This is a genomic window from Neoroseomonas terrae (genome assembly GCF_018129025.1).
In the GTDB taxonomy this organism is placed as follows: domain Bacteria; phylum Pseudomonadota; class Alphaproteobacteria; order Acetobacterales; family Acetobacteraceae; genus Neoroseomonas; species Neoroseomonas terrae.
This window is the reverse complement of the sequence record NZ_JAAEDI010000018.1, coordinates 78,879-102,707: the sequence shown is the minus strand read 5'-3', so window position 1 is coordinate 102,707 and position 23,829 is coordinate 78,879. Positions and strand designations below refer to the sequence as shown.

Here is a 23,829-nt window from a genome sequence, read left to right as displayed (position 1 = left end):
CCGCGGCGTCACCGCGCCGGCCCGGAGCCCCAGCGAGGCGCCCTGGATGTCGTCCTGTTCGCAGATACGGAAACCACGGCCTGCGAAGCCCCCTGACCAAAAGAAAAGGCGGGCCCCCGAGGGGACCCGCCTTCCGCAACCCGGCCGACGAACGCGGCCGCGTCGTTGTCAGCCGCCTTCCTGCAGCGCGCTGTCCTTGCCCTTGCGCAGGGCGGGCAAGAGCATCGCGATGAGGGCGATGGCCGCGATGCCGAGCATCGTCGCGCTGATCGGGCGCTCGAAGAACACCATCGCATCGCCGCGCGACAGCAGCATGGCGCGGCGCAGGTGTTCCTCCATCATCGGGCCAAGGACGAAGCCGATCAGCATCGGCGCCGCCTCGAGCCGCAGCTTGGAGGCCATGTAGCCGAACACGCCGAACAGCGCGGTCTGGTACACGTCGAACACGTTGTTCTGCAGCGAGTAGATACCGATCGCGCAGAAGATCATGATCGACGGGTACATGTAGCGGTACGGCACCGCGAGCAGCTTCACCCACATGCCGATCATCGGCAGGTTGATGACCAGCAGCATCAGGTTGCCGACCCACATGGACGCGATCAGGCCCCAGAACAGGTCCGGCTGCGCTTCCACCATGCGCGGGCCCGGCTGGATGCCCTGGATGATCAGCGCGCCGACCATCAGCGCCATCACGGCGTTGGCAGGGATACCGAGCGTGAGCAGCGGGATGAACGAGGTCTGGGAGGCGGCGTTGTTCGCCGATTCCGGACCCGCCACGCCTTCGATCGCGCCGGTGCCGAACTCATGCCGGCCCTTCGAAACCTTCCGCTCCATCATGTAGGAACCGAAGGAGGACAGCGCCGCGCCGCCGCCCGGCAGGATGCCGAGCATGGTGCCGACGAGGGTGCCGCGCAGCACCGCGGGGGTCGCCCGCTTGAACTCCTCGCGGGTCATCATCAGCTTGCCGATCTTGCCCGACATCACCGAGCGGGCCTCGGGCCGCTCGAGGTTCGAGATGATCTCGGCGATGCCGAACATACCCATGGCCATCGAGGCGAAGCCGACGCCGTCCGACAGTTCCGGGATGCCGAAGGTGAAGCGCTGCTGACCCGTCTGCACGTCCGTGCCGACCATGCCGAGCGAGACGCCGAGCGTCACCATGCCGATGGACTTCACCACCGAACCCTGGGCGAGAACGGCCGAAATCACGAGGCCCAGGAACATCAGGGAGAAGTAGTCGGCAGGGCCGAAGGACAATGCCACCGAGGTCAGCAGCGGGCCGGAGGCCGCCACCACCAGGGTCGAGACGGTACCCGCAAAGAACGACCCCAGCGCCGCGACGGTCAGGGCGGCGCCGGCGCGGCCGTTGCGCGCCATCTTGTAGCCTTCGAGCGTTGTTACGACCGAACTGACTTCACCTGGCAGGTTCAGCAGGATCGCGGTCGTCGAGCCGCCATACTGTGCGCCGTAATAGATGCCGGCGAGCATGATGATGGCGGTCGTAGCGGGCTGTCCGAAGGTGATCGGCAGCAGCAGGGAGATGGTCGCCACCGGGCCGATGCCCGGCAACACGCCGATCGCCGTGCCGATGAGGCAGCCGATCAGACAGAACATCAGGTTGTTCAGCGTCAGTGCGACGCTGAACCCGTGCGCAAGATTGGCGAAAAGATCCATTGTTCCGGTTTCCTTGCCTCAGAACACCGGCCAGACCGGCACGCGGATGTCGAGTTCCCAGATGAACACCGCCCAGCACAGCGCGCAAAGGAAGATGACGAGGCCGACCACGCCCTTGGGGTGGTGCGTCTCGTCCGCGAAGGCGGAGAGGACGACGGCAAGGGTGATGGAGGCCATCAGCCCCAACGTCTCGAGCACGAGGCCGAACAGGCAGAAGGCAGCGGTGATTAAGAATAGGGGGCGCCAGGATTTGACGACACTGGCAACCATGCAGCCCACGAAAAGGCCGATGCCGAGGGGATTCCACCCCTGGCCGATCCAGCCAGACATCCCCCCCGCCATCATGCCCGCAGTGGTGCCGATGACGGCACCTGCGAACAGGAAGCCCCATTCGGCCGGCGTCCACATCTTGATGGGGTCAGGACCGTTGAACAGCCCGAGCAGGAGGACCCCGATGCCCAGGAACAGCAGCAGCCCAAACGACAGGGCAGGCATGTAGCCCGGCCCCATCCGACGTGCCGTGCCCAACGTGTGGTCCATGTTGAGCCACAGCCCGGCGGCCGCCAAGCTGATCAGGAGCGCTGCCGACAGCAGGTCCTTCGTATTCAGTTTCATCCGCTTTCGCCCACCCACTGATTGATGAAGTTGATTTAATGCCGGCTCAGTCTGCCGTCGCACCGGAAGCCTGCACGAGCGGAGCCCACACGGCCACCTCCCGCTGCACGAATTCCGTGTAACCTTCCGCGGTCAGGTCGCCCGGCGTTCCGCCGAGTTCGGCGAAGCGGCCCCGGATGTCGGGGTTGGCCAGGAAGGCCCGCGTCTCGCGGTTCAGCCGCTCGACGATCCCTGCCGGCGTTCCGGCGGGGAAGGACAGGCCGAACCACGAATCGCTGGCAAGGTCGAAGCCCTGCTCGCGGAAGGTCGGAACGTCGGGGAAGGCGGGGTGGCGCGCGGCCGAGGCCATGCCCACCGCGACCACCGAACCCTGACGTATATGAGAAGCCGCCGAAGGCAGGCTGTCGGACATCATCGGCACCTGGCCCGCGATCACCGCCTGCATGGCAGGGCCTGCGCCGCGGAAGGGGATGTGGTTCATCTCCTTGCCGACCAGCTGGCTCATGCGGACGACCATCATGTGGTTCGAGGAACCGGCGCCCGAGGTCGCGACGTCGAGCCCCGCGGGGGACCGTGCCCTGGCGGCCGCGTCGGCCAGCGTGCGGATGCCGGAACTCGGGCTGGCGACCCAGACGGAGGGGTTGGTCACGACCAGGGCCGCGTGCGCGAAATCCTTGACCGGATCGTATCGAACGCGGTTGCCGTACAGCGTCGGCCCGATTGCGTGGCTCGCGATGTTCGACATCACCAGCGTGTAGCCGTCCGGGGCGGACCGCGCGACCTGCTCGCTGCCGAGCGTCGCACCCGCGCCTGGCCGGTTGTCCGCGACGACCGTGACGCCGAGCCGCTCCTGCAGGCCGGCGGCGACGAGCCGCGCGACGAGGTCGGTGGTTCCGCCCGGGGCAAACGGCACCACGATGCGGACGGTCTGCGACGGCCACGACTGGGCAGCGGCGCGACGTCCGGCAAACGGTGCAGCAACGGTCGAAGCCAGCATAGCGCGCCGGCTTAGCGCCCAGGACATTGAACCCCCCACGTACTCCCGGGTCGCCCTATGGCATGCGCGTTCCTGCCGGGCAAGCGTTAGCAATTGTAAGAATGCTGCGCCAACCTATGCTGAATGTAACCTGACGTTTCACTGGAACCTCCATGCTCGCCAACGACCCGCAGCGCCTGATCCGCGACGCCGCCGAGGCTGCGGCGCCGGCGCTGATCGCCCTCCGCCGCGACATCCATCGCGTGCCGGAACTTGGCTTCCAGGAAACGCGCACCGCCGGGATCGTGGCAGCGGAACTGGCGCGTCTCGGCATCGCGCATCGCACCGGCGTCGGCGTCACCGGCGTGGTGGGGGAGATCCGCGGCGGCCGCCCCGGTCCGACGCTGGCGATCCGCGCCGACATGGACGCGCTGCCGATCCATGAGGAGACCGGGCTCGACTTCGCGTCTTCCGTCGAGGGTAAGATGCATGCCTGCGGCCACGACATCCACACCGTGACGCTGCTGGGCGTCGCGGCGCTGCTGAAGGATCTCGCGCCGCAGCTTGCCGGCACGGTGCGGCTGATCTTCCAGCCGGCGGAGGAGATCCTAGAAGGCGCCGCCGCGATGATCGCGGATGGCGCCGCGGACGGCATCGACCTGGCGCTCGGCTTCCACAACCACCCGGACATGCCCGTCGGGTCCTTCGGCTTCGTGCGCGGGCCGTGCCTCGCCGCTTCCGACCGGTTCGACCTGATCGTGCAGGGCAAGTCGGGCCACGCCGCGCACCCCTACGCCGCGGTCGATCCCATCGTGGCCGCCGCGCAGTTCATCACCCAGGCGCAGACCGTGGTTAGCCGGGAGATCAGGCCGCTGCATCCGGCGGTCGTCACCGTCGGCATGGTCCAGGGCGGCGCGACCTACAACATCATCCCCGAGCGGGTGGCGCTGAAGGGTACCGTCCGCACGCTCCATGCCGCGGCGCGCGATACGGCCGAAGCGGCGCTCCGCCGCCTCGCCGCCGGCCTCGAACCCGCGATGCGCGTGCGCTGCGAGATGCGCTACCAGCGCCTGGTGCCGCCGCTGGTGAACGACGACCGGATGCTCGAACCGGTGCTCGCCTCCGTCGCCCGTCAGATGGGTGTGACGCCGGAGGAAGGGGAGGCATCCATGGGCTCCGAGGATTTCGCCGAGTTCGCCGCCCGCGCGCCCGCCTTCCATCTGCGCATTGGCTCCGGCACTCCAGGCCGCGACGACCGCCTGCACAATGCGATGTACCAGCCCGATGAGGCCTGCATCGCTCTCGGCGTGCAGGCGCTGAGCCGCGCGGCGCTCGACCTCCTGCGCTGACCGCCGCCACGCTGGCGGAAGTTGCTCCCCGCTGGCACAACCCAGCGGCCGGGTCGCACCCAGGAGACGTCACCATGCTCGGGATGGAATTGCTGCACGATCGCGGCATCGTCGTTCTCGAACCGGCCGGGCCCCTCGCGGCGGAGGATTTCGACCGCCTCGCCGCAATGGTCGATCCCTACCTCGCGGAGGCCGGCGCATTGCGCGGCGTCCTCGTCGACACCCACCGATTCCCGGGATGGGACGGGCTCGACGCGCTGCTCGCCCATGGCCGCTTCGTGCGCGGCCACGTCGCGCATGTGAAGCGCATCGCCATCGTCACCGCCAGCGACTTTGCGGGCATGATCGCGCGTGTCGCCGGCGCCGTGCTGCCGCCGGAGGTCCGCCGCTTCGAACCCGGTGAGCGGCCGCAGGCGCTGGCCTGGCTCGAGGAGGAACCCCCGGCGTGACGCTGCCATACTATCGTAAGGTATCCGGATGACCCATCGCATCGCCGAACTGGCAGCCCCCGAGGTCGCGTCGCGCCTCGCCGCCGGCGCCGTTGCCCTGCTGCCGATGGGCAGCCTCGAAACGCACGGCCCGGCACTGCCGATGGGCGACTATCTGGTCGCCGAGGACATCGCCGCGCGCATCGCCGCCGCCGCGATGGCCGCCGGGGCCGATGCGCTGGTCGCCCCGGCGATTCCCTTCGGCGGGGAGGACTTCTTCGCCGGCGTCGCCGGTGGCATCACCCTGTCCGTCCCGACCCTGACCGCGGTCATCGAGGAAATGGCCGAGGCTTTCATCCGCATCGGTACGCGCCGGATCATGATCGTGAACGGCCACGCCGGGACGATCGGCCCGGCCGAGGCCGCCGCCCGCGCCATGCGCCACCGCCATGGCGTCATCATCCCCGCACTGCATCTGTGGCGGGAGGCGGGGAAGCTGCATGCGGAACTCGGCGGGCCGGTGGTGTCCTTCGGCCATGGCGGCGATCCGGTCGCCTCGGTGACGATGCATCTGCGCCCGGAACTTTGCCGCCCGCAGGATGCACGGGAGAAGGGCGCAACCGGCCCTTATCTTGGCCTGCCGCCGACGGGATTCGGCGCGGTGCGGACGCTCGGCGTCGACTTCGCCGTGCCGATGTGGGTGGAGGAAGTCGCGCCCGGCGGCGTCGCCGCCCCCGACCCGCGCGGGGCCAATGCCGCCCATGGCGCGGCGATCACCGACCGGCTGGTGGCGGCCGGGGCGGCCATGTGCACGCAACTGCGGGAACACGCGGCATAGATCCTGCTTCCTTCCGCATTCTTCTGATAGTCCGGCACCGGCCCGCACCCCCACCCGGCCACTCAATTCAGCATGCTGTCGTTGGGTGGCCGGATGGGGGTGCGGGCCGGTGCCGGGCTTTTCAAACAGCCTCTGAGGACCGTTTCCATGACCCGTATCTGCGTCTTCGGCGCCGGCGCCATCGGCAGCCATCTCGCCACCCGCGCCGCGCTGGGCGGTGCGGACGTCTCCGTCATCGCCCGCGGCCCGCACCTTGCCGCCATGAAGGAGAACGGCATCACCCTGCACGCCCATGACGGTGTGAAGACCGTGACGGTGCAGGCCGCGGCCACCGCCGCCGAGATCGGTCCGGTCGACGCCGTGCTGATCACCACCAAGGTCCCGGCTTTGCCGGTGGCGGCGGAGGCGATCGGCCCGCTGCTCGGCCCCGAGACGCCCGTCGCCTTCGTCACCAACGGCATCCCCTGGTGGTACTTCCTGCGCCACGGCGGCGCGATGGACGGCCGTCGCCTTCCGCTGCTCGATCCGGGCGGGGTGATCGAGCGTCTGGTCGGCATCGAGCGCACGCTCGGCGGCGTCGTCTATTCGGCCAGCGAGGTCATCGCGCCCGGCGTGGTGAAGTCCGCCCATGGCGACATCCGGCTGTTTCTGGGCGAGCCGGACGGCAGTCTTTCCGACAGGGCGAAGACGATCGCGGGCTTCATCGACGCCGGCGGCATGCCCTGCCCGGTGGTGGGCGACATTCGCCACCGCATCTGGGGCAAGCTGATGGGCAATATCACCTCCGGCCCGCTATGCATCCTGTCGCGCTCGCACATGAAGGCGACGCTCGCGCCTCCGGCCGTTTTCGACGCCGCGGTGCGCATCGCCGAGGAGGGGGCGGCGCTCGCCGAGGCTTATGGCTTCGACCTCGCCACCGCTGCCGAGTCCCGCATGCGGCGCTCGGCCGACATCGCGCACAAGCCATCCATCCTGCAGGACCTGGAACTCGGCCGGGCGATGGAGATCGACGCGCTGATGACCGTCCCGCTCGACATGGCGAAGCAGGCCGGCGTCCCTATGCCGACCTTCGAGCTGGCGGCGCGGCTGGCGACGCAGGCGGCGACCGCCGCGGGCCTCTATACGCCGCCAGATGCCTGAGTCTCGGACAAACAAATACTTGGACCGCCTTGCGGAGAAGGCGTGTGAGCCGCAGGCATCGCGCCCGGTGAACTTTGCGGCAACAACACGGCGAATCCATGAAACCGTCGTGCGTCGGCCGCGTCATCAGGCTACAAACGCGGCGGAAGGACGAGCCCCCCATGATCAAAGGCGACGCCCTGTATTTCATGCTCAGCGCGGTGTTGGCCGGCGTGATCGGCGCTGGCATCTGGTCGTACAACGACACCTACAGTCCTGAGCTCAAAATGACGCTCGCCGTGAACGGCGTGGTCAGCCAGGACCGCTGACGTCAGGCACTTTCGGGCAGGAGCCCGGTGCGGAGAACATGCGGCCAGGCGGCGTTGAAGCCGACATCTTCAGCGCGCTTCGCCGCAGCCTCCCAGTCATAGGCGATCGCCAGCATCTCGACCTGGGGCGGCGCCGTTCCATCCAGATGCAGGACGGCATAGCGCGCATGGGGTGATCCGGCTTCCTGCCGATGCGCCGGTTCGCGGCTGATGCGGAAGCCGGGCAAGCCGAGGCTGCCCGGATTGAGCACCAGCGGCCCACCGGGCACCTGCACCAAGCCGGTGCGATGGCTATGGCCGCACAGCACGACGCGCGCCGCCATGCCCGCCTCGCCCAGCCTTTCCCGCAGTACCGCCATGGGCGCGCGCCGCAGCCGCTCGGCGACGATTTCCTCGATCAGGTTCTGTACGTCCTGGCCCGGCGAACCATGAACCGCGAGCACGCCCGGCGCGGGTTCCAGCGCCTGCGGCAGGTCCAGCAGCCAGCGTCGCTGGTCGGCGGACAACTCGTCATAGGCAAGCCGGTCCTGCTTCCCCATCGTCTCGGGGTCGTGCTCGCTGATCCAGCGGTCGTGATTGCCGCGCACGCACGGGATGCCCGTCGCCTGCAGCATCTCCACGGTTTCGCGCGGCCAGCCGGCGCCGGAGGCGATGTCGCCGAGGCAGATGATGTCGCGCAGGCCGCGCGACGCCGCATCCTCCAGCATGGCATCGAGCGCCGCCGCATTGCCGTGGATGTCCGTAATCACCGCCAGTCGCATGCAGGCCCCCTTGATGCGGCGCGCAGTCTCGCCGCTCGGCGCCGCTCCGTCACCCCCGCGGAAGCGCGGTCTGGCCGAGCACCCAACCCTCCCAGGCGTGGATAGCCGGGTCGTCCGGGACGAAGTCCGGACGCGCGCCGTCCAGCACGCCGATCAGCCCGAGCAGCCCGATCACCGAATCGAAACGGTCCTCGCCCGCCGCATCCGCGCCGAAGCCGTCCCGTGCCGCATCGCGCAGCGCGGGGGCGGGCGTGACGCCCCGCAGCGCCATCGCGGCCAGGAGCGCCTCTCCGATGGCTGCCCGATCCGCCCGGACGCGCTTCGACCCGCGCAGCACCAGCCCGCAATGCCGCAGCGCCTCGGCCGGATAGACCTCGGCCAGCACGGCGCGCCCCGGCGCCAGCAGCCCATGCAGCGCGCCGGCGAACGGCCAGACCGCATAGGGCGCACCGGCCGCTAGCCGCGGCGCCAGCCAATCGCGCCAGGCCGCGATCGCCGCCTTGCCGGACTGGTTCGCGCCGAGCGTCCAGAACACGGGCGCCCCGGCGGGGCGTTCGGCTGTCGCCCGGTCGCACCAGCGCGACAGTCCCCGCGCATCCCCCAGCCCCAGCGCTTCGGCATGCGCGGCGCGCGTCATCCCCTTCACGCCCCGGGCCGGATAGAAGGGCCGCCCGCGCGAGACCTCATCCAGCGTTGCCGCCACGGTGAAGAATCCGCCATCGCCCGCCCGCCCGCGCAGGAAGTCGATGAAACCCGCCTCGCGGCGGCCCTCGGCGAAGCCGCGCGGCACGCCGAGCGGCAGGTCGAGCCCCATCGCGACTGGCACGCCTTCCGCCAGCAGCGCGGCGACGAGGGCTGCCGGATCGCCGACCGGCACCGGTTCCTCCGCCCGCCAGCCGCGTGAACCCCGCCGTGCGATGCTCACCCAGCGCTTGCGTGGATCGGTGCTCCAATCCGCATGGGCCGCGATCATTCCCACCACGCCCTTGCCTGCGATACGCTGCGGTGCCGACCCCGACGGAGACGCAGGATGGACGCGACGCACACCACTGCGCTGCCTGGCCAGGACGCCGCGCATCCCGACGGGCAGTATGGCGCCATCGCCAAGTGGTTCCACTGGGTCACCGTCATCCTCATCGCCATCGCCCTGCCGACCGGGTTCGTCATCAAGTTCATCACCGGCGATGCCGACGGCGCCTACAAGATGGGCTTCTACGCCATCCACGAAAGCGCGGGTCTCACGATCCTCATCTGCGCCGTCCTCCGCCTGCTGTGGAAGGCGACGCACCGGCCACCGCCGCTGGCTGCCGAGTTGCCGCCCGCCCTGCGCATCGCCGCGACGGCGACACACCACATGCTTTATGCGCTGCTGATCATCCAGCCGCTGCTCGGCTTCTTCGCCACCAATGCCTGGGGCTTCCCGCTGCAGGGGCAGACAGCCTATCTGGGCTTCATCGACCTGCCGAAGTTCATGGATACCTGGGAAGGCATGGCGAAGGTGCTGCAATGGCTGCACACCATCGGCGGCTATCTGTTCCTGGTCCTTCTCGTCGCCCATATCGGCGCCGCGGTCTTCCACCACGCGATCCGCAAGGACGGGACGCTGATGCGGATGCTGTGACGGTCGCCTGCCGTAAGTGACCGTATCCGAGGCGTATGGTCAGCGGCGCGGCCGCCCAATGCCGCCCGGTGGGCGAAACCATCGAGCCCGTCCGCTTCTGGCGCCGGAGGGCCGCCCTGGGCTTCCCGTCACGCAGGCGGGGCGTCGAGAGGGGCTGCGGGCGGCGGCCGGCGCCAACCTGCTGACCGTCGAGACCGCAAGGCGGCGGGAATCGATCCGGCGCGCTGGGGCCGGGCCCGTCAGGGGCCTTCCCCACCCACCGGCACCACCCGCATCCGCCGCAGCGGTCCCGGCCCAGCCTCCGCCTCTGCGCGCAGGCCGCCGGCGCTCACCTCCATCCGCCGCGCTGCTCCCGGTTCCGCCGCGAGCGTCGCCAACACCCCGTCCGCCGGCAGGCCGAACAGATCCAGCACCGCCCCGGCCGCTGCCGAGGCGCGCCACCTTGCCTCGCCCTCGCCAATCCCGGCCGGCCATTCCAGCACCGCGGCGACACGTCGCGTCCCCGTCACCCGGAGCACCGTCAGCACCGGCACTGCATCGGGCGGCACCTCGGGCGGGCAGAGGAACGGCGGCGGTTCCAGCGCGGTCCGCGCGATCTCGGGCACCGAGCACCCCAGCGCGCGGGCGACGCGCGGCGCGAGCGCGGTCACGAAGGCGGGCAGCACGGCCGCATCCAGCGCCCGCGCCTCGGCCTCCGCCACGCCGGCCAGCCGCGGGCCGGGGCAGGGTGCCAACTCCACCCGGTCGTTCATGGGTTCCGCGCGGCCCGCCGGAGCAAGCCGCGCCGGCATGCGGTCCCCCGACGCCTCGATCGCCACATCGGCGGGGTCCACCCCCTGCCGCGCCATGACCGCCGCCACCGCGCGGACGCGGGCCAGCGCCAGCGCCTCAGCCCGAGGCCCGTGATCGGCATGGCCGCGCAGGCAATGGCCCCGGAATCCCGCGGGGCGCGGCGGCCGGAGGAAGCCGAGCACCACGTCCCGCGCCTCCGGCGTCACCACGGCACTGCCGGGCGCGAACAGCATCACCGCCCCGTCGGGCACGGCCTGCCCTTGCGCCGGCAGCGCCAGCGCGAGGACGCCCAGCAGCACTGCCGGCCCAATCCGCATGGGCCGACGATACATGATTCCCGGCCGCGCCGGAGAGAGGCGGAGGGCCCCTCTGTCGCGCTTCAGCTCCCGCGCTGCATCAGCGCGATCACCGCCCGCTGCCAGGCCTCCCAAGCCTGATCCGCGGCCGTGCCGGCCTGGTCCGCCTCGCGGCTTGCCGTGTTCAGCCGGCGCCGGGCTTCCTGCAACTCGGCGCCGGTGCGGTCCTCGGCGGCCTGGCGGGCGCGCTGGAGCGTCTGGTCGGCCGTGCGGTAGGCGCGCTGCTTCATCCGGGCATCGTCGAGCAAGCGGCGGAGTTCGCCCATCGTCTCGACGACCGCGGCGAGGTCGGCGCGGCCCGGCCCATCAGCCGGCGTGCGGGAGAGGATCTCCTGCAGCCGTTCCATCGTGCCGGGGCCGCCGGGCAGGCGGCGCAAATTCTGCTCGAGGTCGAAATTCTGCCAGCGCAGCAGGACCGGCTCGCCCAGCCCCGCGTCCCAGAACGGGATCGACTGGGTCATGGTGCGTTCATAGGCGAGGTTGATCGTCTGCGGCCCGCCTTCGAGCATCGCTTCGTGCCGCAGGCCGAAATCGCCCTGGGAGACGACGGTGAAGCGCGGCGTCGCACCTGGGCGCTGCGGCATGTCGATCACGACCGGACCGCGCGCGCCGCGCGGGTCGATGGCGATCGAGGTCTGCTCGGTGCGGATTGTCTCGACGCTGACGAAGCCGCGGCGCAGCGCGATGCGGGCGACGCGGTCGGCGGTGCTGCTCGTCTGGTTCACCTGGACGTCGCGGTCCCGGCCGAAGGCGAGGATGCGGCCGTCGCCGGCCGGCATGGCGCGGATCTCGGCGTCGCCGAGGAACACACCGGCTTCCGGACCCTCCGCGCCATACACGGTCGCGAGGCCGTCCGGCAGCGTGTGCTGGGAGGTGTTGCGGATCCGCACCGCCTGGAGCGGCGAGCGGGCGCTGAGGTCCTGGATCCACCAGACGCGCTCGGCCGGCAGGCGGACGTCGAGGAAGGGGACGTTCGCCGTCTCGCCGCTGCGGATGGTGACCGGTTCGGCCAGCACGAAGGCGACGCGGCCGGCGGAGGATTCGGCGCTGGCGCCGGCAGCGGACGTCGCGGCGTCGGCGATGCCGGCGCCGACCGGGGCATCGGGCGCGGCGGCGCGACGGGCCATCTGCGGCGCGGCCGCCTCGAACGCGCGGCCGCCCATGGCCGCGGCCGGCGCTGGTGCCGGTAGCGGGATCGGCCTGCCGCCCGTATCCGGCCGCACCTGGATGGCGCCCGGGACGCGAACCGGCAGTTCCGGCCGTGGCACGGTGATCGGGTCGTAGATGCGCTGGCGGAAGGCGGCGGCTTCACCCGAGACGAGCGCGAGGCGGATGCGGTCCCAGTCGCTGCCCGAGGCGTTCTCCACCACCGCCCAGCCCTGCAGGCGCGCCATCGGCCCGACCGCCGGCGTCGGCGGCGGGGCCGCGGGGGTCGGTGCCGTCGGAGCGGCGGGGCTCGGCGCGTTCGCACCCATCGGTGGCACCAGCAGGCGGTAGGACGGCTTCCACAGCGGCGCACCGGCGACATAGAGGACAGCCACCTGGCGCGCGCGGTCGGCGCGCAGGCGGATGTCGATGCGGCGTTCGTCGGCCGAACGGGCCGCGGCCAGCGATTCGGCGGCACGGGCGACGCGGGCGGCCAGGCCCTCATCGAGCAGGCGCACCTCGTCGCCCTCCCGCAGCATCACGGTGACGAGGCCGCGCTGGGTGATGAGCGTCAGGCGCAGGCCGCCCGGTGCGCCCTGCACCGGCTCGACCTCCGCCGCATCGGCGATGCGGCCACGCGCATCGCCGGCCTGGGCTTCCTGGCCTCGCAGCGCGGCGAGCAGCCGGGCGCGGCTGTCGAAATCCTCGGCGCGCAGCGGCAGACCGCGGAATGCCTCGTCGGTCAGGTCGCGCGCGGGCAGGCGCAGGCCCTCCACCGTGCCGGCCGTGTCCACCACGATCAGGCTGCGCAGCAGGTCGTCCACATCGTCGGTGCGGGCGCGGAAGGTGACGTCGCCATCGGCCGGGACTTCCCCCGCGCGCTCGATCTGCGCCAGGCCGGCGGAAGACAGCGTGACGCTGCGTACCGGCAATTCCGTCGCCAAGGCGGTCGAGGCGGTGAGCAGGAAGGCAAGGGTCAGGCGGCGCACGGCGGTCTCCTCTCCTCGGGGCGGCGGTCGAATCCTTCGACCGCCGGTAGCGTCAGTGGCGCCTCAGGCGCCGGTGCCCGCTTCGGCAGGCTTGGCCTCGTGCCGCGCGCTGGCGGCGGCCGACGGTCCGGGCGGGGTCGCGTCGCACGCTCCCGGCCGGAGGCGGCGCCTCGGGCCGAAGGGCACGCGACGGGGCCGTCGGTGTCAGGCGCCGGAGGGTAGGGAGGCAGGCCAGCGGGGTCCAGCGACGGACTGTGACAAGGGATGAAACCGTTCAGCGTGCCGTGCCGTGCGTCACAGGAAAGCCGGAACGAGCGAGCCCACCATCAGCAGCGCCATGGCGACGTTGAAGGCGCGCAGGGCGCGGGGGGTGCGCAGGATGCGCGAAGCACCGGCGCCGAGGCCCGCCCAGGCCAGCGTGCAGGGCAGGCAGACCGCGGCGAAGACGACGGCGATGCGGAGCGATTCCGCGAAAGTGTCGCCGGCCGGCGTCGTGAAGGCCGGGATGGCGGCGAGGGCGATGAACCACGCCTTGGGGTTCACCCATTGGAACAGCGCCGCGCCGACGAAGCTGAGCGGCGGGCGGGGTGGCCCGTCGCCCGGCGCCCCGGAACGCGCGATTTTCCAGGCCAGGACCAGTAGCCAGGTACCGCCGGCCCACTTCATCACCGCATGCAGCAGAGGCCAGCTGGCGAAGGGGCCGGCGAGTCCCAACCCGACCACGATCAGCATCGCCGCGAAGCCGATGGCGATGCCGAACTGGTGCGGCAGTGTTGCCCGGATGCCGTGATTGGCCGCCGCCGCCGCGACCATCAGCACGTTCGGCCCGGGCGTGACGGAGGCGGCCACGGCGAAGCCGAACAGCGGAAGGAGCGTTTACATGTCATGATATTATGTCAGTATTGCTGACATACATCCGCTCTCTTGCCGGGGCGTCCATGCCCGCGTCGCATGGCACCGCGTCCAGAGCGCAGCGCCACCGCCGTCGCACGGTGGCACCAGACAGCGACCCCTAACGCGCTCCGGCGGCGCCGCTCAGTCGAGAATGCGGAAGATCGCTTCGATCTCGACGGGGATGCGGCTCGGCAGGGACGCGAAGCCGACCGCCGAGCGCGCATGCTTGCCGTTCTCGCCAAGCACCGCGACGAACAGGTCGGAGCAGCCGTTGATCACACTCGGATGCTCCTCGAAATCCGGGTCGGCATTCACCATGCCGAGCACCTTGATCGCCTTCAGCTTCGACAGGCCGCCGGCTCCTTCGGCCGCGGCCGCCAGCAGGCCGAGGCCGACCAGCCGGGCGCTGGCATAGGCGTCCTCGACGCTTAGTTCGCTCGGCACCTTGCCGCGCGGGCGCGGGCCGCTGGTCACGCGCGGTCCCTGTCCGGAGGTCCAGAGGATGTTGCCCTCGACGCGATAGGGCACGTAGGTGCCGGCCGGCTTGGGCACCGGCGGCAGGGTCAGCCCGAGCGCGGCGAGGCGCTGTTCGGGGGTCTGGTCGGACATGGCGTGGGTTCCTTGATCAACTCACACCATGCGACACGAGCCCGGCGATCCGGGCAAGTGTGGGACGGCGGTTCAGCCGCGCTCGACCTGGAACTGGTCGAAATCGTTCAGGCCAAGGAACTCATCTTCGTACGACCTCCTGAACGCCCGCAGGAAGGGGACGACGTCGTCGGTACCGATGCGGTACTCGCCCATGTTCGGGTCGTAGAAATAGACACTCCGGTTGAATCCAAGTCCGAAAGTGCCGTGCGAGCAGTACGAGGCGATCATGTGGGCGGCGTTGCCCTTGGACGTCTTTATGCCGATGTTGTAGAGGCAGTATGCGCCTGTCGTGGTGGCTCCACTGACTAGGACATCGAGCGAGGCAGGCCGCGGGTTGTCGATCACCGTGCCGCCGATGATCCGCAATACATAGGTTTCGAGCGCAGGCCCGAACCAACCCTTGTAGGTTTCCTCGGTAGTGCCGTCGCCGTCGCTCGCCATCATGATGTCCTGGCTGCGGCCCCCGAAGCGGAAGCCGCCCTGGCTCACCAGCGCCGCCTTGCGCTGATCGGGCGTCTCGTCGTGGAACATGATGCGCCGCGCCACCCAGACCATCGACAGGCCGCAGCAGATGCCCTGCCGCTTGCCGTCTGTGAGGGGCGCGTTGAACAGGGCATGGAACTCCTGGTCGTTCCCCAGTGTCGCGCCCTGGTCCATCGCGAAGGTCTTCTCGTAGCCCTGAACTCTCACACTGCATCTCCCGCTCGATCGAACTCGAGCCCCCCGACGGGCATGCTATGAATTTCCTGTCATTAGTGCAACGAGGCGCGGTGCGGCGTCGCCTCAACCCCGCTTTACGTTGATCGGCAGTGCCATCCCCTTCTGCACGCCGCTGATGTCCCGCCGCCACGCGCTGTCGATGAAGTATTGGCCGAGCGGGATGAAGGGCAGGTCCTGCCAGAACTGCGCCTGGATGCTGCGGGCGATCCCTTGCTGCATCTCGACGGGCCCGGCGGAGAACCAGGCGTCGCGCATCGCCTCGAGGGCCGGGCTTGTCGGCCAGCCGAACCACGCATTCGCGCCATTCGCGCGCAGCAGCGGATGCTGGCCCGGATTGGCGAGATCAATGCCGCCGAACAGCACGACCAGCGCATTCCACCCGCCCTGGTCGGGCGGATTGCGATTGGCGCGGCGCTGCAGCACCGTGCCCCAGTCCGATGTCGCGCTTTCCGCGTTCAGGCCCGACCGCTTCAGCGTGTCGGTCAGCACTGTCGTCAGCGTGTTGTTGTTCACGACGTCGGTCGGGTGCAGCACCGTCACCTTCTGGTTGGCGTAGCCGGCGGCGCGCAGCGCGGCGCGCGCGGCATCCGTGCTGCGCGGGCTGGTCATCGCCGTCAGCCCCTCATCATTCGCCAGCGGCGAGGAATGCGGAAAGACGCCGATGCCGTCGCGCCACAGGCTGCGGTCGTCGCCCATGATCGCCGTCATGAAATCGGCCTGGTTCACGCTGTGAAGCAGCGCACGACGGATGGCGGGGTCGTTGAAGGGCGGATGCAGGTGGTTGAAACGCAGCATCGCCATGTTGCCGCCGAAGTCGACGCGCTCGAGGACGATGTCGCGATGCCGGCGCATCACCGGGCGCAAATCGGGTGCCACCTGTTCCCACCAGTCGATCTCGCCCGACTGGATCGCCGCGGCCGCCGTGCCGGAATCGCTGATGACGTTGAATTCGACGCGCTCGAAATGCGCGAGCTTCGCGCCGCCCAGCAGGTTCGGCGGCGCCGGGGCAGGGCGGTAGCCGTCGAAGCGGCGATAGACGGCACGCGCGCCGGACAGCCGTTCCTCTGCGACGAAGCGATAGGGGCCGGAGCCGACCACTTCGGTGAAGGGGCGCGCCGGGTCCATCTCGGCGAAGCGCTGCGGGTAGATGAAGCAGGGGTAGGAGGACGGCTTGCCGAGCGCCCCGAGCATGACCCCGAAGGGCGCGTTCAACCGGATCTCGAAGCGGCGGTCGTCGAGGGCGCGCAGCTCCGCCGTCCGTTCCATCAGCGACTGGCCGAGCGAATCGCGCGACGCCCAGCGGCGGATCGACGCCACGGCGTCGGCGGCGCGGATCGGCTCGTTGTCGTGGAAGCGGATGCCTTCGCGCAGGGTGAAGACCCAGCGCAACCCGTCCTGCTCGACGACGTGTCCCTCGGCGAGCTGGGGCTTCGGAACGAAGTCCGTGTCGACGCCGTACAGCGTGTCCCAGCACATGTGGCCGTGATTGCGCACGCCGTAGGAAGTGGTGGACATCGGGTCCACCGCGGTGACGTCGGCCTGCGGAATGAATCGCAGCGTGTGCGCGGCGGCGCCTTGTGCAACCGCGGCGCGCGTCAGCGATGCGGCGGTGAGGCCCGCGCCGGCGAGCAGCATGGATCGGCGGTGCATGACGGTCTCCTGCTCCGGAAGCCCGCAGTTTCGGCAGGCCGTGCGCCGGCTGCAAGCATCACGCGCAGCAACGGTGATTCCGAGCCGGCACGGCCGCTTGCGCGCCGCCGGGGCCACGTGTCACCGTTCCGAAGGCACCGATGGCGTGCCGCGGTGCCGCTGATGGACGAGCCGCGGGCGCCGACAGGGAACGACCCCGGATGCGGGGCGCAGGGAGACAGGATGATGGCTTTCACCACCTCACGCCGGCTGGCACTCGGCGGCGCGCTCGCGCTGCCCTTCATCCGCACCGCCTCGGCGCAGACCACGCTCGAATGGGTGGCCGGTTCGGTCGGCGGCGGCTGGTACACGATGGCTGCTGGCCTCTCCTCCCTGATCCGCGAGGAGAACCCGGATATCCAGATCCGCGTGGTGCCCGGCGGTGGCCTCGCGAACCCGACGCGCATCAACAACGGCCAGTCGCAGATGGGCTGGGGCATCGATGCCTTCTCGGCATCCGCCGTGCAGGGCGTCGAACCGTATTCCGCGAAGCACGACAAGATCCGCTGCCTCGGCACCGGCTACTCGCCGACCGAGCATCTGTTCCTGCGCCACACCGGCGCGGGGCCGGACGATATGCGCTCGATCCTGACGCAGCGCGGGCTCAAGATCGGCACGCCGCAGCGTTCCTCGACCGACGAGATGTCGCTGCAGCGCATCCTGCGCTTCCTCGGCACCAGCCCGGACAAGATCCGCTCGGAAGGCGGGCGCTACCTCAACGGCTCCTATTCTGACATCGGCGCCGCCTACAATGACGGGCAGGTGGACTACCTGTATGTCTGCCTCGCGAAGCCCGCCTCGCTGATGACCGAGATCGCGCAGGGCCGCCGCAGCGGCCGCCTCACTGCCTTCCCGGACGATGTGCGCCAGCACATGATCCAGCAATACGCTTATGCGCAGGGCACGCTCGAGAAGGCCGACTATCCGGCGCTGCTCGAGGGCACCATCCCGGTGACGCTGATGGACAGCATCATCGTCGTGAACGAATCGGTGCCGGCCGAGATCGTGCAGAAGATCACCGCCACGCTGATCAAGAACCAGGGCCAGCGCCTCGCGACCATCCATCCGTCCATGGCGGGATGGACGCCGGCGAAGGCGGTGGATTATCGCGGCGTGCCGTTCCACCCCGGCGCCGCGGCCGCCTTCCGCGCGGCCGGATTCAACCCGCCGGCCGCCTGAGACCAGCGCACCGCGACCACAACTGAGGAGAGCGCGGTGCGCGACCTTCCTTCCTGGTTGAAGCACACGATTTTCGGCTGGCTCGCCTTCTGGGCCGCCGTGCATCTGTATTGGGGTGGCTTCGGCTTTCCCGAGCCGATCACCATCCGCAGCCTGCACCTGCTGGTCTTCACGCCGCCGCTATTCCTGCTTTACCCGGCCTTTCCCGGGCGCTCGCCCGCCAACAGGCCGAGCGTGATCGACTGGATCTGGGCGGCGGCGTCCGCGGCGCCGCATCTCTGGGCCTTCGTCAATGCGGGCGCGATCAACGACCGCATGGAGTATGTCGATCCCTTCACGCCGCTGATGATGACGCTCGCGATCGTCTGCATGGTGACGATGCTGGAGGCGATCCGCCGCGCGGTGGAGCCGGGCCTCGCCTGGATGACGGTCGGCTGCCTGGCCTACATGCAGTTCGGCCATCTGCTGCCGGGCGTGCTGAACACGCGCGTCTTCACGCCCGCCGAGATCATGGAGGCCGCCTGGCTGGTGCCGACGGCGGGCGGCGTCTACGGGCCGCTGACCGGCATCGTCGCGACCACCATCGCGGTGTTCATCCTGTTCGGCGCCTTCATGCAGGGCAGCGGCACGGGACGGCTGTTTGCGAATTTCGGCGGTGCCGTCGCGGGCCGCTATACGGGCGGGCCGGCGAAGGTCGCCGTCGTCTCCTCGGGCCTGTTCGGTACGATGAGCGGGTCCTCCGTCGCCAACGTCATCACCACCGGGGCGATGACCATCCCCGTGATGATGCGCATCGGCTACAAGCCGGCCGTCGCGGCGGGGATCGAGAGCGCGTCTTCGGTCGGTGGCGCGCTGATGCCGCCGGTGATGGGCGCTGCCGCCTTCGTGATGGCCGAGATCACGAACATCCCCTATGGCGACATCATCGTCGCCGCCGCGCTGGGGGCGGTGCTCTACTACTTCGCCATCCTCGCCGCCGTGCATTTCGAGGCGAAGAAGATCGGCATCAAGCCGATGGCGCTGAAGGATGTGCCGGCCTGGCGCGAGGTGCTGCAGGACGTGCACCTGATCATCCCGATCGGCGTCCTCGTCTACCTGATGATGGAACGCTGGAGCGGCAACTTCGCCGCCTTCTGCTCGACGCTCGCCATGATCGCCGTGTCGATGCTCCGGGCGCGGACACGGATGGGCTGGCGCGCCATCGTCGAGAGCCTGGTCAATGCCGGCCTGACCATGGCGCCGCTCGCCGTCGCCATCGCGGCTTCCGGCGTCATCGTCTCGGTGCTGACGGCGACCGGCATGGTCGTCGCCTTCGGCGGCATCATCAAGGAGATGTCGGGCGGCAACCTGGGCCTGCTGCTGGTGCTGCTGTGCATCACCGTGCTGGTGCTCGGGCTCGGCATCCCGACGACGCCGTCCTACATCATCGCGGCGGCAATCGGCGTGCCGCAGCTGCTGGAACTCGGCCGGCCGCTCGGCGTCGATATGCTCCAGGCGCATATGTTCATCTTCTACTTCGCGGTCATCGCCGATGCGACGCCGCCTGTCGCCGCTGCCGCCTTCGCCGCGGCAGCCATCGCCAAAGCGAGCCCGACCATCGCGTCCATCCACGCATCGCGCTTCGGCATTGCCGGCTTCACCGTGGGCTTCGCCTTCATCTACGACCCGGGGATCATGCTGCGCGGCAGCCTGCTCGACATCCTGAGCGCGACCGCGATCCAGGTCTTTGCGCTGACGATGATCACCGCGGCCTATGCCGGATACCTGCTGCGGCCGATGGGCGTGGTGCTGCGCGTGATACTCGGCCTGGGTGGGCTGTTCGCCGCCTTCGGCCATGTCGCGACCGGGCCGGTGCGTCTGGGGATTGCGGTCGCGGTGCTCGGCGCGATCGCGCTGCTGCAACTCCTGGCCAGCCGGAAGGATACGATGATCCGCACCACCGCCCTGCTGCTGGGCCTTGTCCTCGCTTCCCCCGTCCTTGCGCAGACCGTCGCGCCGCAGCAGGCGGGGCCGACATTATCGGCCGTGCGCGCGCGCGGGGTGCTGAACTGCGGCGTTTCCACCGGAGACCCGGCCTGGAGCCAGCCCGACAGCCAGGGCGTGTGGCAGGGCCTCGATGCCGATCTCTGCCGCGCCATCGCGGCAGCAGTGCTGGGCGACCCGAGCAAGGTCGCCTGGCATCCGCTGACCGGGCAGACGCGCTTCGCCGCGCTGTCGGGTGGGCAGATCGACGCCCTGGCGCGCACCACGACCTGGACCTTCCTGCGCGATGCGGTGAATGGGCTGAACTTCACCGCGCCCTACTTCATGGACGGGCAGGGCTTCCTGGTGAAGGTCGCGAGTGGCGTCGAACACGCCCGCCAGCTCGATGGCGCGGCGATCTGCATTGTCTCCGCCAGCACGCATGAGCTGAACCTGCAGGACTGGGCGCGCGCGAACAACATCCGCTTCCAGCCCGTCGTCTTCGCCGACAAGAACGAGGCGCGCATCGCTTACGAAAGCGGGCGGTGCGATGCCTATACGGCGGATTCCAGCCAGATCGCCGCGCTGCGTGCCGCCTTCCCCGATCCGTCCGCGCATCGCGTGCTGGCCGACCGCATCAGCAAGGAACCCTACGCCGTCGCCGTTCGGCAGGGCGACGACCAGTGGTTCGACATCGTCCGCTTCGTCGTCTTCGGGCTGATGGAGGCAGAGGAACTCGGCGTGACGCGGGAGAACGCGGCGCAACTCGCCGCCACCAGCGACCGGCCCGCCGTGCAGCGCCTGCTGGGACGCACGGGCGACCTCGGGCCGGCCGTCGGGCTCGACCGTGCCTGGCTGCTCAACGCGATCCGGGCGGTGGGGAACTACGGCGAGGTGTATGACCGCCATCTCGGTGCCAACAGTCCGGTCGGGCTGCCGCGCGGGCCGAATGCGCTGTGGAATGCCGGCGGCGTGCTCTGGAGCCCACCGATCCGCTGACGATATCCCGGGGTGGTTCAGACCCCGGACCATGGGACCGCCTTGGCGGGCCCGTGAAAGACTGACCTTTCTGGGAGAGAAAAACGCCATGAAACGTACCGTCCTGACCCTGCTCGCCGTGATGGCGACAGGTCCCGCCCTTGCGCAGACCGCGTCGCCGGGGCCGACCCTGTCGACCGTCCGTGCCCGCGATGCGCTGATCTGCGGGTCCCACCCGGGCGCGCCGGGCTTCAATGTGCTGGATAGCCAGGGCGTGAACCGCGGGCTTGATGCCGACACTTGCCGCGCCATCGCCGCGGCGGTGCTGGGCGATGCGGCGAAGGCGCGCTGGATCGTGCTGTCGTCCCAGGCGCGGCTGCCCGCGCTGCAATCGGGCCAGGTCGATGTGCTGCCGCGCACCACCACCTGGTCCCAGGTGCGAGACACCGCCAACGGGCTGAACTTCACCGCCGTGAACTTCTATGACGGGCAGGGCTTCATGGTGCGGCGCTCGGCCAACGTGCAGCGCGCGCGCCACCTGGCCGGTGCGACGATCTGCGTCACCTCCGGCACGACCAATGAGCTGAACCTCGCCGACTGGGCGCGCGCCAACAACATCCAGGTGCAGCCACTGGTGTTCGACCAGAATGAGGAGACGCGCAACGCCTACAATTCCGGTCGCTGCGATGCCTTCACCACCGATGCCTCGCAGCTCGCCGGCATCCGCACGGCGCTGCGCGACCCGAACGAGCACGTCATCCTCGCCGACATCATCTCAAAGGAGCCGCTGGCGGTTGCCGTGCGCCACGGCGACGATCAGTGGTTCGACATCGTGCGCTGGACCATCTTCGCGCTGATCGAGGCGGAGGAACTTGGCGTCACCCGCGCGAATGTCGATGAGATGCTGAACAGCCAGAACCCGGCCATCCGCCGGCTGCTCGGCCAAGCCGGCGATCATGGGCCGCTGATGGGGCTCGATCGCCGCTGGGCCTACAACGCGATCAAGGCTGTCGGGAACTATGGGGAGATATTCGACCGCAACCTCGGCGCCGGTTCGCCGATCGGTCTGCCGCGCGGGGTCAACGACCTGTGGACCCGGGGCGGGCTGATGTACGCGATGCCGATCCGCTGAACGAAAGACGGAGGGGCTTCCACCCCTCCGTTCCGGCTCAGCCCAGCAGGCCGAACACGTTCAGCAGGATGATGACCACGACCGGCACGCCAAGCAGCCACAGGACGATCGAACGCATCTTCGCTTTCCTCCGCAAGACAAACACATCCGTGCAGAGGAACGCGGCGATCGCGCGAGGGGTTGCCTTGCGAGCCGGCCGCGCGGATTGAAGCGCCACCGCGGGCGGGAGCCGAGCCGCCGGCGTCAGTGTCGCTCGTAGATCAGGCGCGCGCGGATCGTGCCGGGCAAGGCGCGGAACTCCTCGAGGATCGCCTCGGCATCCTTCCGCGCCTCCTCGCTGTCCACCACAACGTAACCGACCGATCCGGCAGTCTGGTAGTACTGGCCGGATATGTTCAGCCCGCGCCGCGCGAAGCTGTCATTGATGCGGGACAGGATGCCCGGCGCGTCGCGATGCACATGCACCCAGCGGGCGCCCGTCGGCCGGGCGGGCAGTTCGACCTGCGGGAAGTTCACCGCGCCCATCGTCGCGCCGGTGTCGGAGAACTCGATCAGCTTGCGGCTGACCTCCTCGCCGATGCGCCACTGCGCCTCGCCGGTCGAACCGCCGATATGCGGCGTCAGGATCACGTTGGGCAGACCCTGGAGCGGGGAGACGAAGGCCTCCCCGTTGCGCGACGGCTCGACCGGGAAGACGTCGATCGCAGCACCCAGCAGGTGGCCGTCCTTCAGCGCGGCGGCCAGCGCGTCCAGGTCGACCACCGTCCCGCGCGCATTGTTCACGAGGACCGCGCCCTTCTTCATGACGGCGATCTCGGCGGCGCCGATCATGTTCACGGTGTCGGGCGTCTCGGGCACATGCAGCGTCACCGCATCGGCCTCGGCGAGCAGCGCGTGCAGGGAGGCCATGGGCTGCGCATTGCCATGCGGCAGCTTGCCGGTGCGGTCCCAGTAGATCACGCGCATGCCGAAGGCCTCGGCCAGCACCGAGAGCTGCGAGCCGATATTGCCGTAGCCGACGATGCCCAGCGTCTTGCCGCGCACCTCCCACGAATTCGCGGCCGACTTGTCCCAGTCGCCGCGATGCGCGGCGCTCGACTTCGGGAAGATGCCGCGCATCAGCATGACGATCTCGCCGAGCGTCAGCTCCGCGACCGACCGCGTGTTCGAGAAGGGCGCGTTGAATACCGGGATGCCGCGTTCGGCGGCCGCCTTCAGCGCCACCTGGTTGGTGCCGATGCAGAAGCAACCGACGGCGATGAGGCGATCCGAGGCTTCGAGCACCTCCGCCGTCACCTGGGTGCGCGACCGGATGCCGAGGATGTGGACGCCCTTCATGGCCTTGATCAGCGCTGGACCGTCGAGCGCCTTCGCCTCCCGCCGGACCGTCGCGTAGCCGGCGTCGGCGAGGCGGTCGATCGCGCTGTCGGCGATGCCTTCCAGCAGCAGGATGCGGATCTTGTCCTTGGGAAGGGAGAGGCGAGTGGGGGACATACGGTGCGCCGGAACGGAAAGGGGGCGCGCTTCGTGCCCCGTGCCGGCCGGTCATACAAGGGGTGAACCGCTGCAGCGCATATTGTTCACACCCGATATGAAACCGATTAGCCTACCGCCATCGCGAGCAGGGCACG

General features: G+C 69.8%; 21 protein-coding genes. 9 read left to right on the top strand and 12 right to left on the bottom strand.

What is annotated here, in order from left to right; translation table 11 throughout:
- Nucleotides 1–168: 168 nt before the first annotated feature.
- Genes GXW78_RS17445 through GXW78_RS17435 form a run of 3 tightly spaced genes read right to left on the bottom strand, consistent with a single transcriptional unit; the run spans nucleotide 169 to nucleotide 3,205 of the window.
- The gene (locus tag GXW78_RS17445; protein ID WP_211870118.1) at nucleotides 169–1,674 is read right to left on the bottom strand and encodes a tripartite tricarboxylate transporter permease; all 1,506 of its coding nucleotides are present in this window, start codon (nucleotides 1,672–1,674) and stop codon (nucleotides 169–171) included.
- A gap of 18 nt (nucleotides 1,675–1,692) precedes the next feature.
- Nucleotides 1,693–2,289: a tripartite tricarboxylate transporter TctB family protein gene (locus tag GXW78_RS17440; protein WP_211870117.1), complete on the bottom strand. Its 597-nt coding sequence runs from the start codon at nucleotides 2,287–2,289 to the stop codon at nucleotides 1,693–1,695.
- 46 nt (nucleotides 2,290–2,335) lie between these two features.
- Complete coding sequence (locus GXW78_RS17435; RefSeq protein WP_211870116.1) at nucleotides 2,336–3,205, bottom strand: Bug family tripartite tricarboxylate transporter substrate binding protein; 870 nt, start codon at nucleotides 3,203–3,205, stop codon at nucleotides 2,336–2,338.
- A 233-nt stretch (nucleotides 3,206–3,438) separates the two neighbouring features.
- On the opposite strand from GXW78_RS17435, the gene GXW78_RS17430 reads away from it, so the two are divergent.
- From GXW78_RS17430 to GXW78_RS17410, 5 genes are all read left to right on the top strand, one after another.
- Nucleotides 3,439–4,614: a M20 metallopeptidase family protein gene (locus GXW78_RS17430; protein ID WP_211870115.1), complete on the top strand. Its 1,176-nt coding sequence runs from the start codon at nucleotides 3,439–3,441 to the stop codon at nucleotides 4,612–4,614.
- A gap of 74 nt (nucleotides 4,615–4,688) precedes the next feature.
- Nucleotides 4,689–5,063, top strand: a complete 375-nt coding sequence (locus GXW78_RS17425; RefSeq protein ID WP_211870114.1) for a SpoIIAA family protein — start codon at nucleotides 4,689–4,691, stop codon at nucleotides 5,061–5,063.
- 28 nt (nucleotides 5,064–5,091) lie between these two features.
- Nucleotides 5,092–5,880 carry a creatininase family protein gene (locus GXW78_RS17420; RefSeq protein WP_211870113.1) on the top strand — a complete coding sequence of 263 codons (789 nt, stop codon included), beginning with the start codon at nucleotides 5,092–5,094 and terminating at the stop codon, nucleotides 5,878–5,880.
- A 147-nt stretch (nucleotides 5,881–6,027) separates the two neighbouring features.
- Nucleotides 6,028–7,020, top strand: a complete 993-nt coding sequence (locus GXW78_RS17415) for a ketopantoate reductase family protein (RefSeq protein ID WP_211870112.1) — start codon at nucleotides 6,028–6,030, stop codon at nucleotides 7,018–7,020.
- Between the two features lie 161 nt (nucleotides 7,021–7,181).
- Nucleotides 7,182–7,328, top strand: a complete 147-nt coding sequence (locus GXW78_RS17410) for a hypothetical protein (protein WP_211870111.1) — start codon at nucleotides 7,182–7,184, stop codon at nucleotides 7,326–7,328.
- 2 nt (nucleotides 7,329–7,330) lie between these two features.
- On the opposite strand, the gene GXW78_RS17405 is transcribed toward GXW78_RS17410, so the two are convergent.
- The gene (locus GXW78_RS17405) at nucleotides 7,331–8,089 is read right to left on the bottom strand and encodes a metallophosphoesterase family protein (protein ID WP_211870110.1); all 759 of its coding nucleotides are present in this window, start codon (nucleotides 8,087–8,089) and stop codon (nucleotides 7,331–7,333) included.
- A 49-nt stretch (nucleotides 8,090–8,138) separates the two neighbouring features.
- Nucleotides 8,139–9,062: a DUF429 domain-containing protein gene (locus GXW78_RS17400; protein WP_211870109.1), complete on the bottom strand. Its 924-nt coding sequence runs from the start codon at nucleotides 9,060–9,062 to the stop codon at nucleotides 8,139–8,141.
- A gap of 57 nt (nucleotides 9,063–9,119) precedes the next feature.
- Between GXW78_RS17400 and GXW78_RS17395 the strand changes: the two genes are divergently transcribed.
- Nucleotides 9,120–9,710 carry a cytochrome b gene (locus tag GXW78_RS17395; RefSeq protein ID WP_211870108.1) on the top strand — a complete coding sequence of 197 codons (591 nt, stop codon included), beginning with the start codon at nucleotides 9,120–9,122 and terminating at the stop codon, nucleotides 9,708–9,710.
- Between the two features lie 239 nt (nucleotides 9,711–9,949).
- Here the strand turns inward: GXW78_RS17395 and GXW78_RS17390 are convergent, their stop codons facing one another.
- The 6 genes from GXW78_RS17390 to GXW78_RS17365 form a co-directional block, all read right to left on the bottom strand.
- Nucleotides 9,950–10,819: a hypothetical protein gene (locus GXW78_RS17390; RefSeq protein WP_211870107.1), complete on the bottom strand. Its 870-nt coding sequence runs from the start codon at nucleotides 10,817–10,819 to the stop codon at nucleotides 9,950–9,952.
- 62 nt (nucleotides 10,820–10,881) lie between these two features.
- Entirely contained in the window at nucleotides 10,882–12,993 is a 2,112-nt protein-coding gene (locus tag GXW78_RS17385) for a hypothetical protein (RefSeq protein WP_338147772.1), read from the bottom strand.
- Nucleotides 12,994–13,287: 294 nt separating this feature from the next.
- A complete protein-coding gene (locus GXW78_RS17380) occupies nucleotides 13,288–13,842 on the bottom strand; it encodes a LysE family translocator (RefSeq protein ID WP_338147771.1) in 555 nt (184 codons plus the stop codon).
- 186 nt (nucleotides 13,843–14,028) lie between these two features.
- Nucleotides 14,029–14,496, bottom strand: coding sequence for a RidA family protein (locus GXW78_RS17375; RefSeq protein ID WP_211870106.1), 468 nt, complete (start codon nucleotides 14,494–14,496; stop codon nucleotides 14,029–14,031).
- Between the two features lie 72 nt (nucleotides 14,497–14,568).
- Nucleotides 14,569–15,195, bottom strand: a complete 627-nt coding sequence (locus tag GXW78_RS17370) for a hypothetical protein (RefSeq protein ID WP_211870105.1) — start codon at nucleotides 15,193–15,195, stop codon at nucleotides 14,569–14,571.
- A 126-nt stretch (nucleotides 15,196–15,321) separates the two neighbouring features.
- Nucleotides 15,322–16,908: an ABC transporter substrate-binding protein gene (locus GXW78_RS17365; protein WP_211870104.1), complete on the bottom strand. Its 1,587-nt coding sequence runs from the start codon at nucleotides 16,906–16,908 to the stop codon at nucleotides 15,322–15,324.
- Between the two features lie 225 nt (nucleotides 16,909–17,133).
- Between GXW78_RS17365 and GXW78_RS17360 the strand changes: the two genes are divergently transcribed.
- The 3 genes from GXW78_RS17360 (at nucleotide 17,134) to GXW78_RS17350 (ending at nucleotide 22,198) form a co-directional block, all read left to right on the top strand.
- Nucleotides 17,134–18,126 (top strand): TAXI family TRAP transporter solute-binding subunit, encoded by a 993-nt coding sequence (locus GXW78_RS17360; RefSeq protein ID WP_211870103.1) that lies wholly within the window; start codon nucleotides 17,134–17,136, stop codon nucleotides 18,124–18,126.
- A gap of 36 nt (nucleotides 18,127–18,162) precedes the next feature.
- Nucleotides 18,163–21,087, top strand: a complete 2,925-nt coding sequence (locus tag GXW78_RS17355; RefSeq protein ID WP_211870102.1) for a TRAP transporter fused permease subunit — start codon at nucleotides 18,163–18,165, stop codon at nucleotides 21,085–21,087.
- A gap of 88 nt (nucleotides 21,088–21,175) precedes the next feature.
- The gene (locus GXW78_RS17350) at nucleotides 21,176–22,198 is read left to right on the top strand and encodes an amino acid ABC transporter substrate-binding protein (protein WP_211870101.1); all 1,023 of its coding nucleotides are present in this window, start codon (nucleotides 21,176–21,178) and stop codon (nucleotides 22,196–22,198) included.
- A gap of 243 nt (nucleotides 22,199–22,441) precedes the next feature.
- On the opposite strand, the gene serA is transcribed toward GXW78_RS17350, so the two are convergent.
- Nucleotides 22,442–23,692 (bottom strand): phosphoglycerate dehydrogenase, encoded by a 1,251-nt coding sequence (gene serA, locus GXW78_RS17345; protein WP_211870100.1) that lies wholly within the window; start codon nucleotides 23,690–23,692, stop codon nucleotides 22,442–22,444.
- Between the last annotated feature and the right edge of the window lie 137 nt (nucleotides 23,693–23,829).

What these genes read in the sequence shown, in the direction of transcription:
- GXW78_RS17445 (WP_211870118.1), bottom strand. Translation starts at nt 1,674, where the DNA reads ATGGATCTTTTCGCCAATCTTGCGCACGGGTTCAGCGTCGCACTGACG.
- GXW78_RS17440 (WP_211870117.1), bottom strand. Translation starts at nt 2,289, where the DNA reads ATGAAACTGAATACGAAGGACCTGCTGTCGGCAGCGCTCCTGATCAGC.
- GXW78_RS17430 (WP_211870115.1), top strand. Translation starts at nt 3,439, where the DNA reads ATGCTCGCCAACGACCCGCAGCGCCTGATCCGCGACGCCGCCGAGGCT.
- GXW78_RS17425 (WP_211870114.1), top strand. Translation starts at nt 4,689, where the DNA reads ATGCTCGGGATGGAATTGCTGCACGATCGCGGCATCGTCGTTCTCGAA.
- GXW78_RS17420 (WP_211870113.1), top strand. Translation starts at nt 5,092, where the DNA reads ATGACCCATCGCATCGCCGAACTGGCAGCCCCCGAGGTCGCGTCGCGC.
- GXW78_RS17415 (WP_211870112.1), top strand. Translation starts at nt 6,028, where the DNA reads ATGACCCGTATCTGCGTCTTCGGCGCCGGCGCCATCGGCAGCCATCTC.
- GXW78_RS17410 (WP_211870111.1), top strand. Translation starts at nt 7,182, where the DNA reads ATGATCAAAGGCGACGCCCTGTATTTCATGCTCAGCGCGGTGTTGGCC.
- GXW78_RS17405 (WP_211870110.1), bottom strand. Translation starts at nt 8,089, where the DNA reads ATGCGACTGGCGGTGATTACGGACATCCACGGCAATGCGGCGGCGCTC.
- GXW78_RS17400 (WP_211870109.1), bottom strand. Translation starts at nt 9,062, where the DNA reads ATGATCGCGGCCCATGCGGATTGGAGCACCGATCCACGCAAGCGCTGG.
- GXW78_RS17395 (WP_211870108.1), top strand. Translation starts at nt 9,120, where the DNA reads ATGGACGCGACGCACACCACTGCGCTGCCTGGCCAGGACGCCGCGCAT.
- GXW78_RS17390 (WP_211870107.1), bottom strand. Translation starts at nt 10,819, where the DNA reads ATGCGGATTGGGCCGGCAGTGCTGCTGGGCGTCCTCGCGCTGGCGCTG.
- GXW78_RS17375 (WP_211870106.1), bottom strand. Translation starts at nt 14,496, where the DNA reads ATGTCCGACCAGACCCCCGAACAGCGCCTCGCCGCGCTCGGGCTGACC.
- GXW78_RS17370 (WP_211870105.1), bottom strand. Translation starts at nt 15,195, where the DNA reads ATGGACCAGGGCGCGACACTGGGGAACGACCAGGAGTTCCATGCCCTG.
- GXW78_RS17365 (WP_211870104.1), bottom strand. Translation starts at nt 16,908, where the DNA reads ATGCACCGCCGATCCATGCTGCTCGCCGGCGCGGGCCTCACCGCCGCA.
- GXW78_RS17360 (WP_211870103.1), top strand. Translation starts at nt 17,134, where the DNA reads ATGGCTTTCACCACCTCACGCCGGCTGGCACTCGGCGGCGCGCTCGCG.
- GXW78_RS17350 (WP_211870101.1), top strand. Translation starts at nt 21,176, where the DNA reads ATGAAACGTACCGTCCTGACCCTGCTCGCCGTGATGGCGACAGGTCCC.
- serA (WP_211870100.1), bottom strand. Translation starts at nt 23,692, where the DNA reads ATGTCCCCCACTCGCCTCTCCCTTCCCAAGGACAAGATCCGCATCCTG.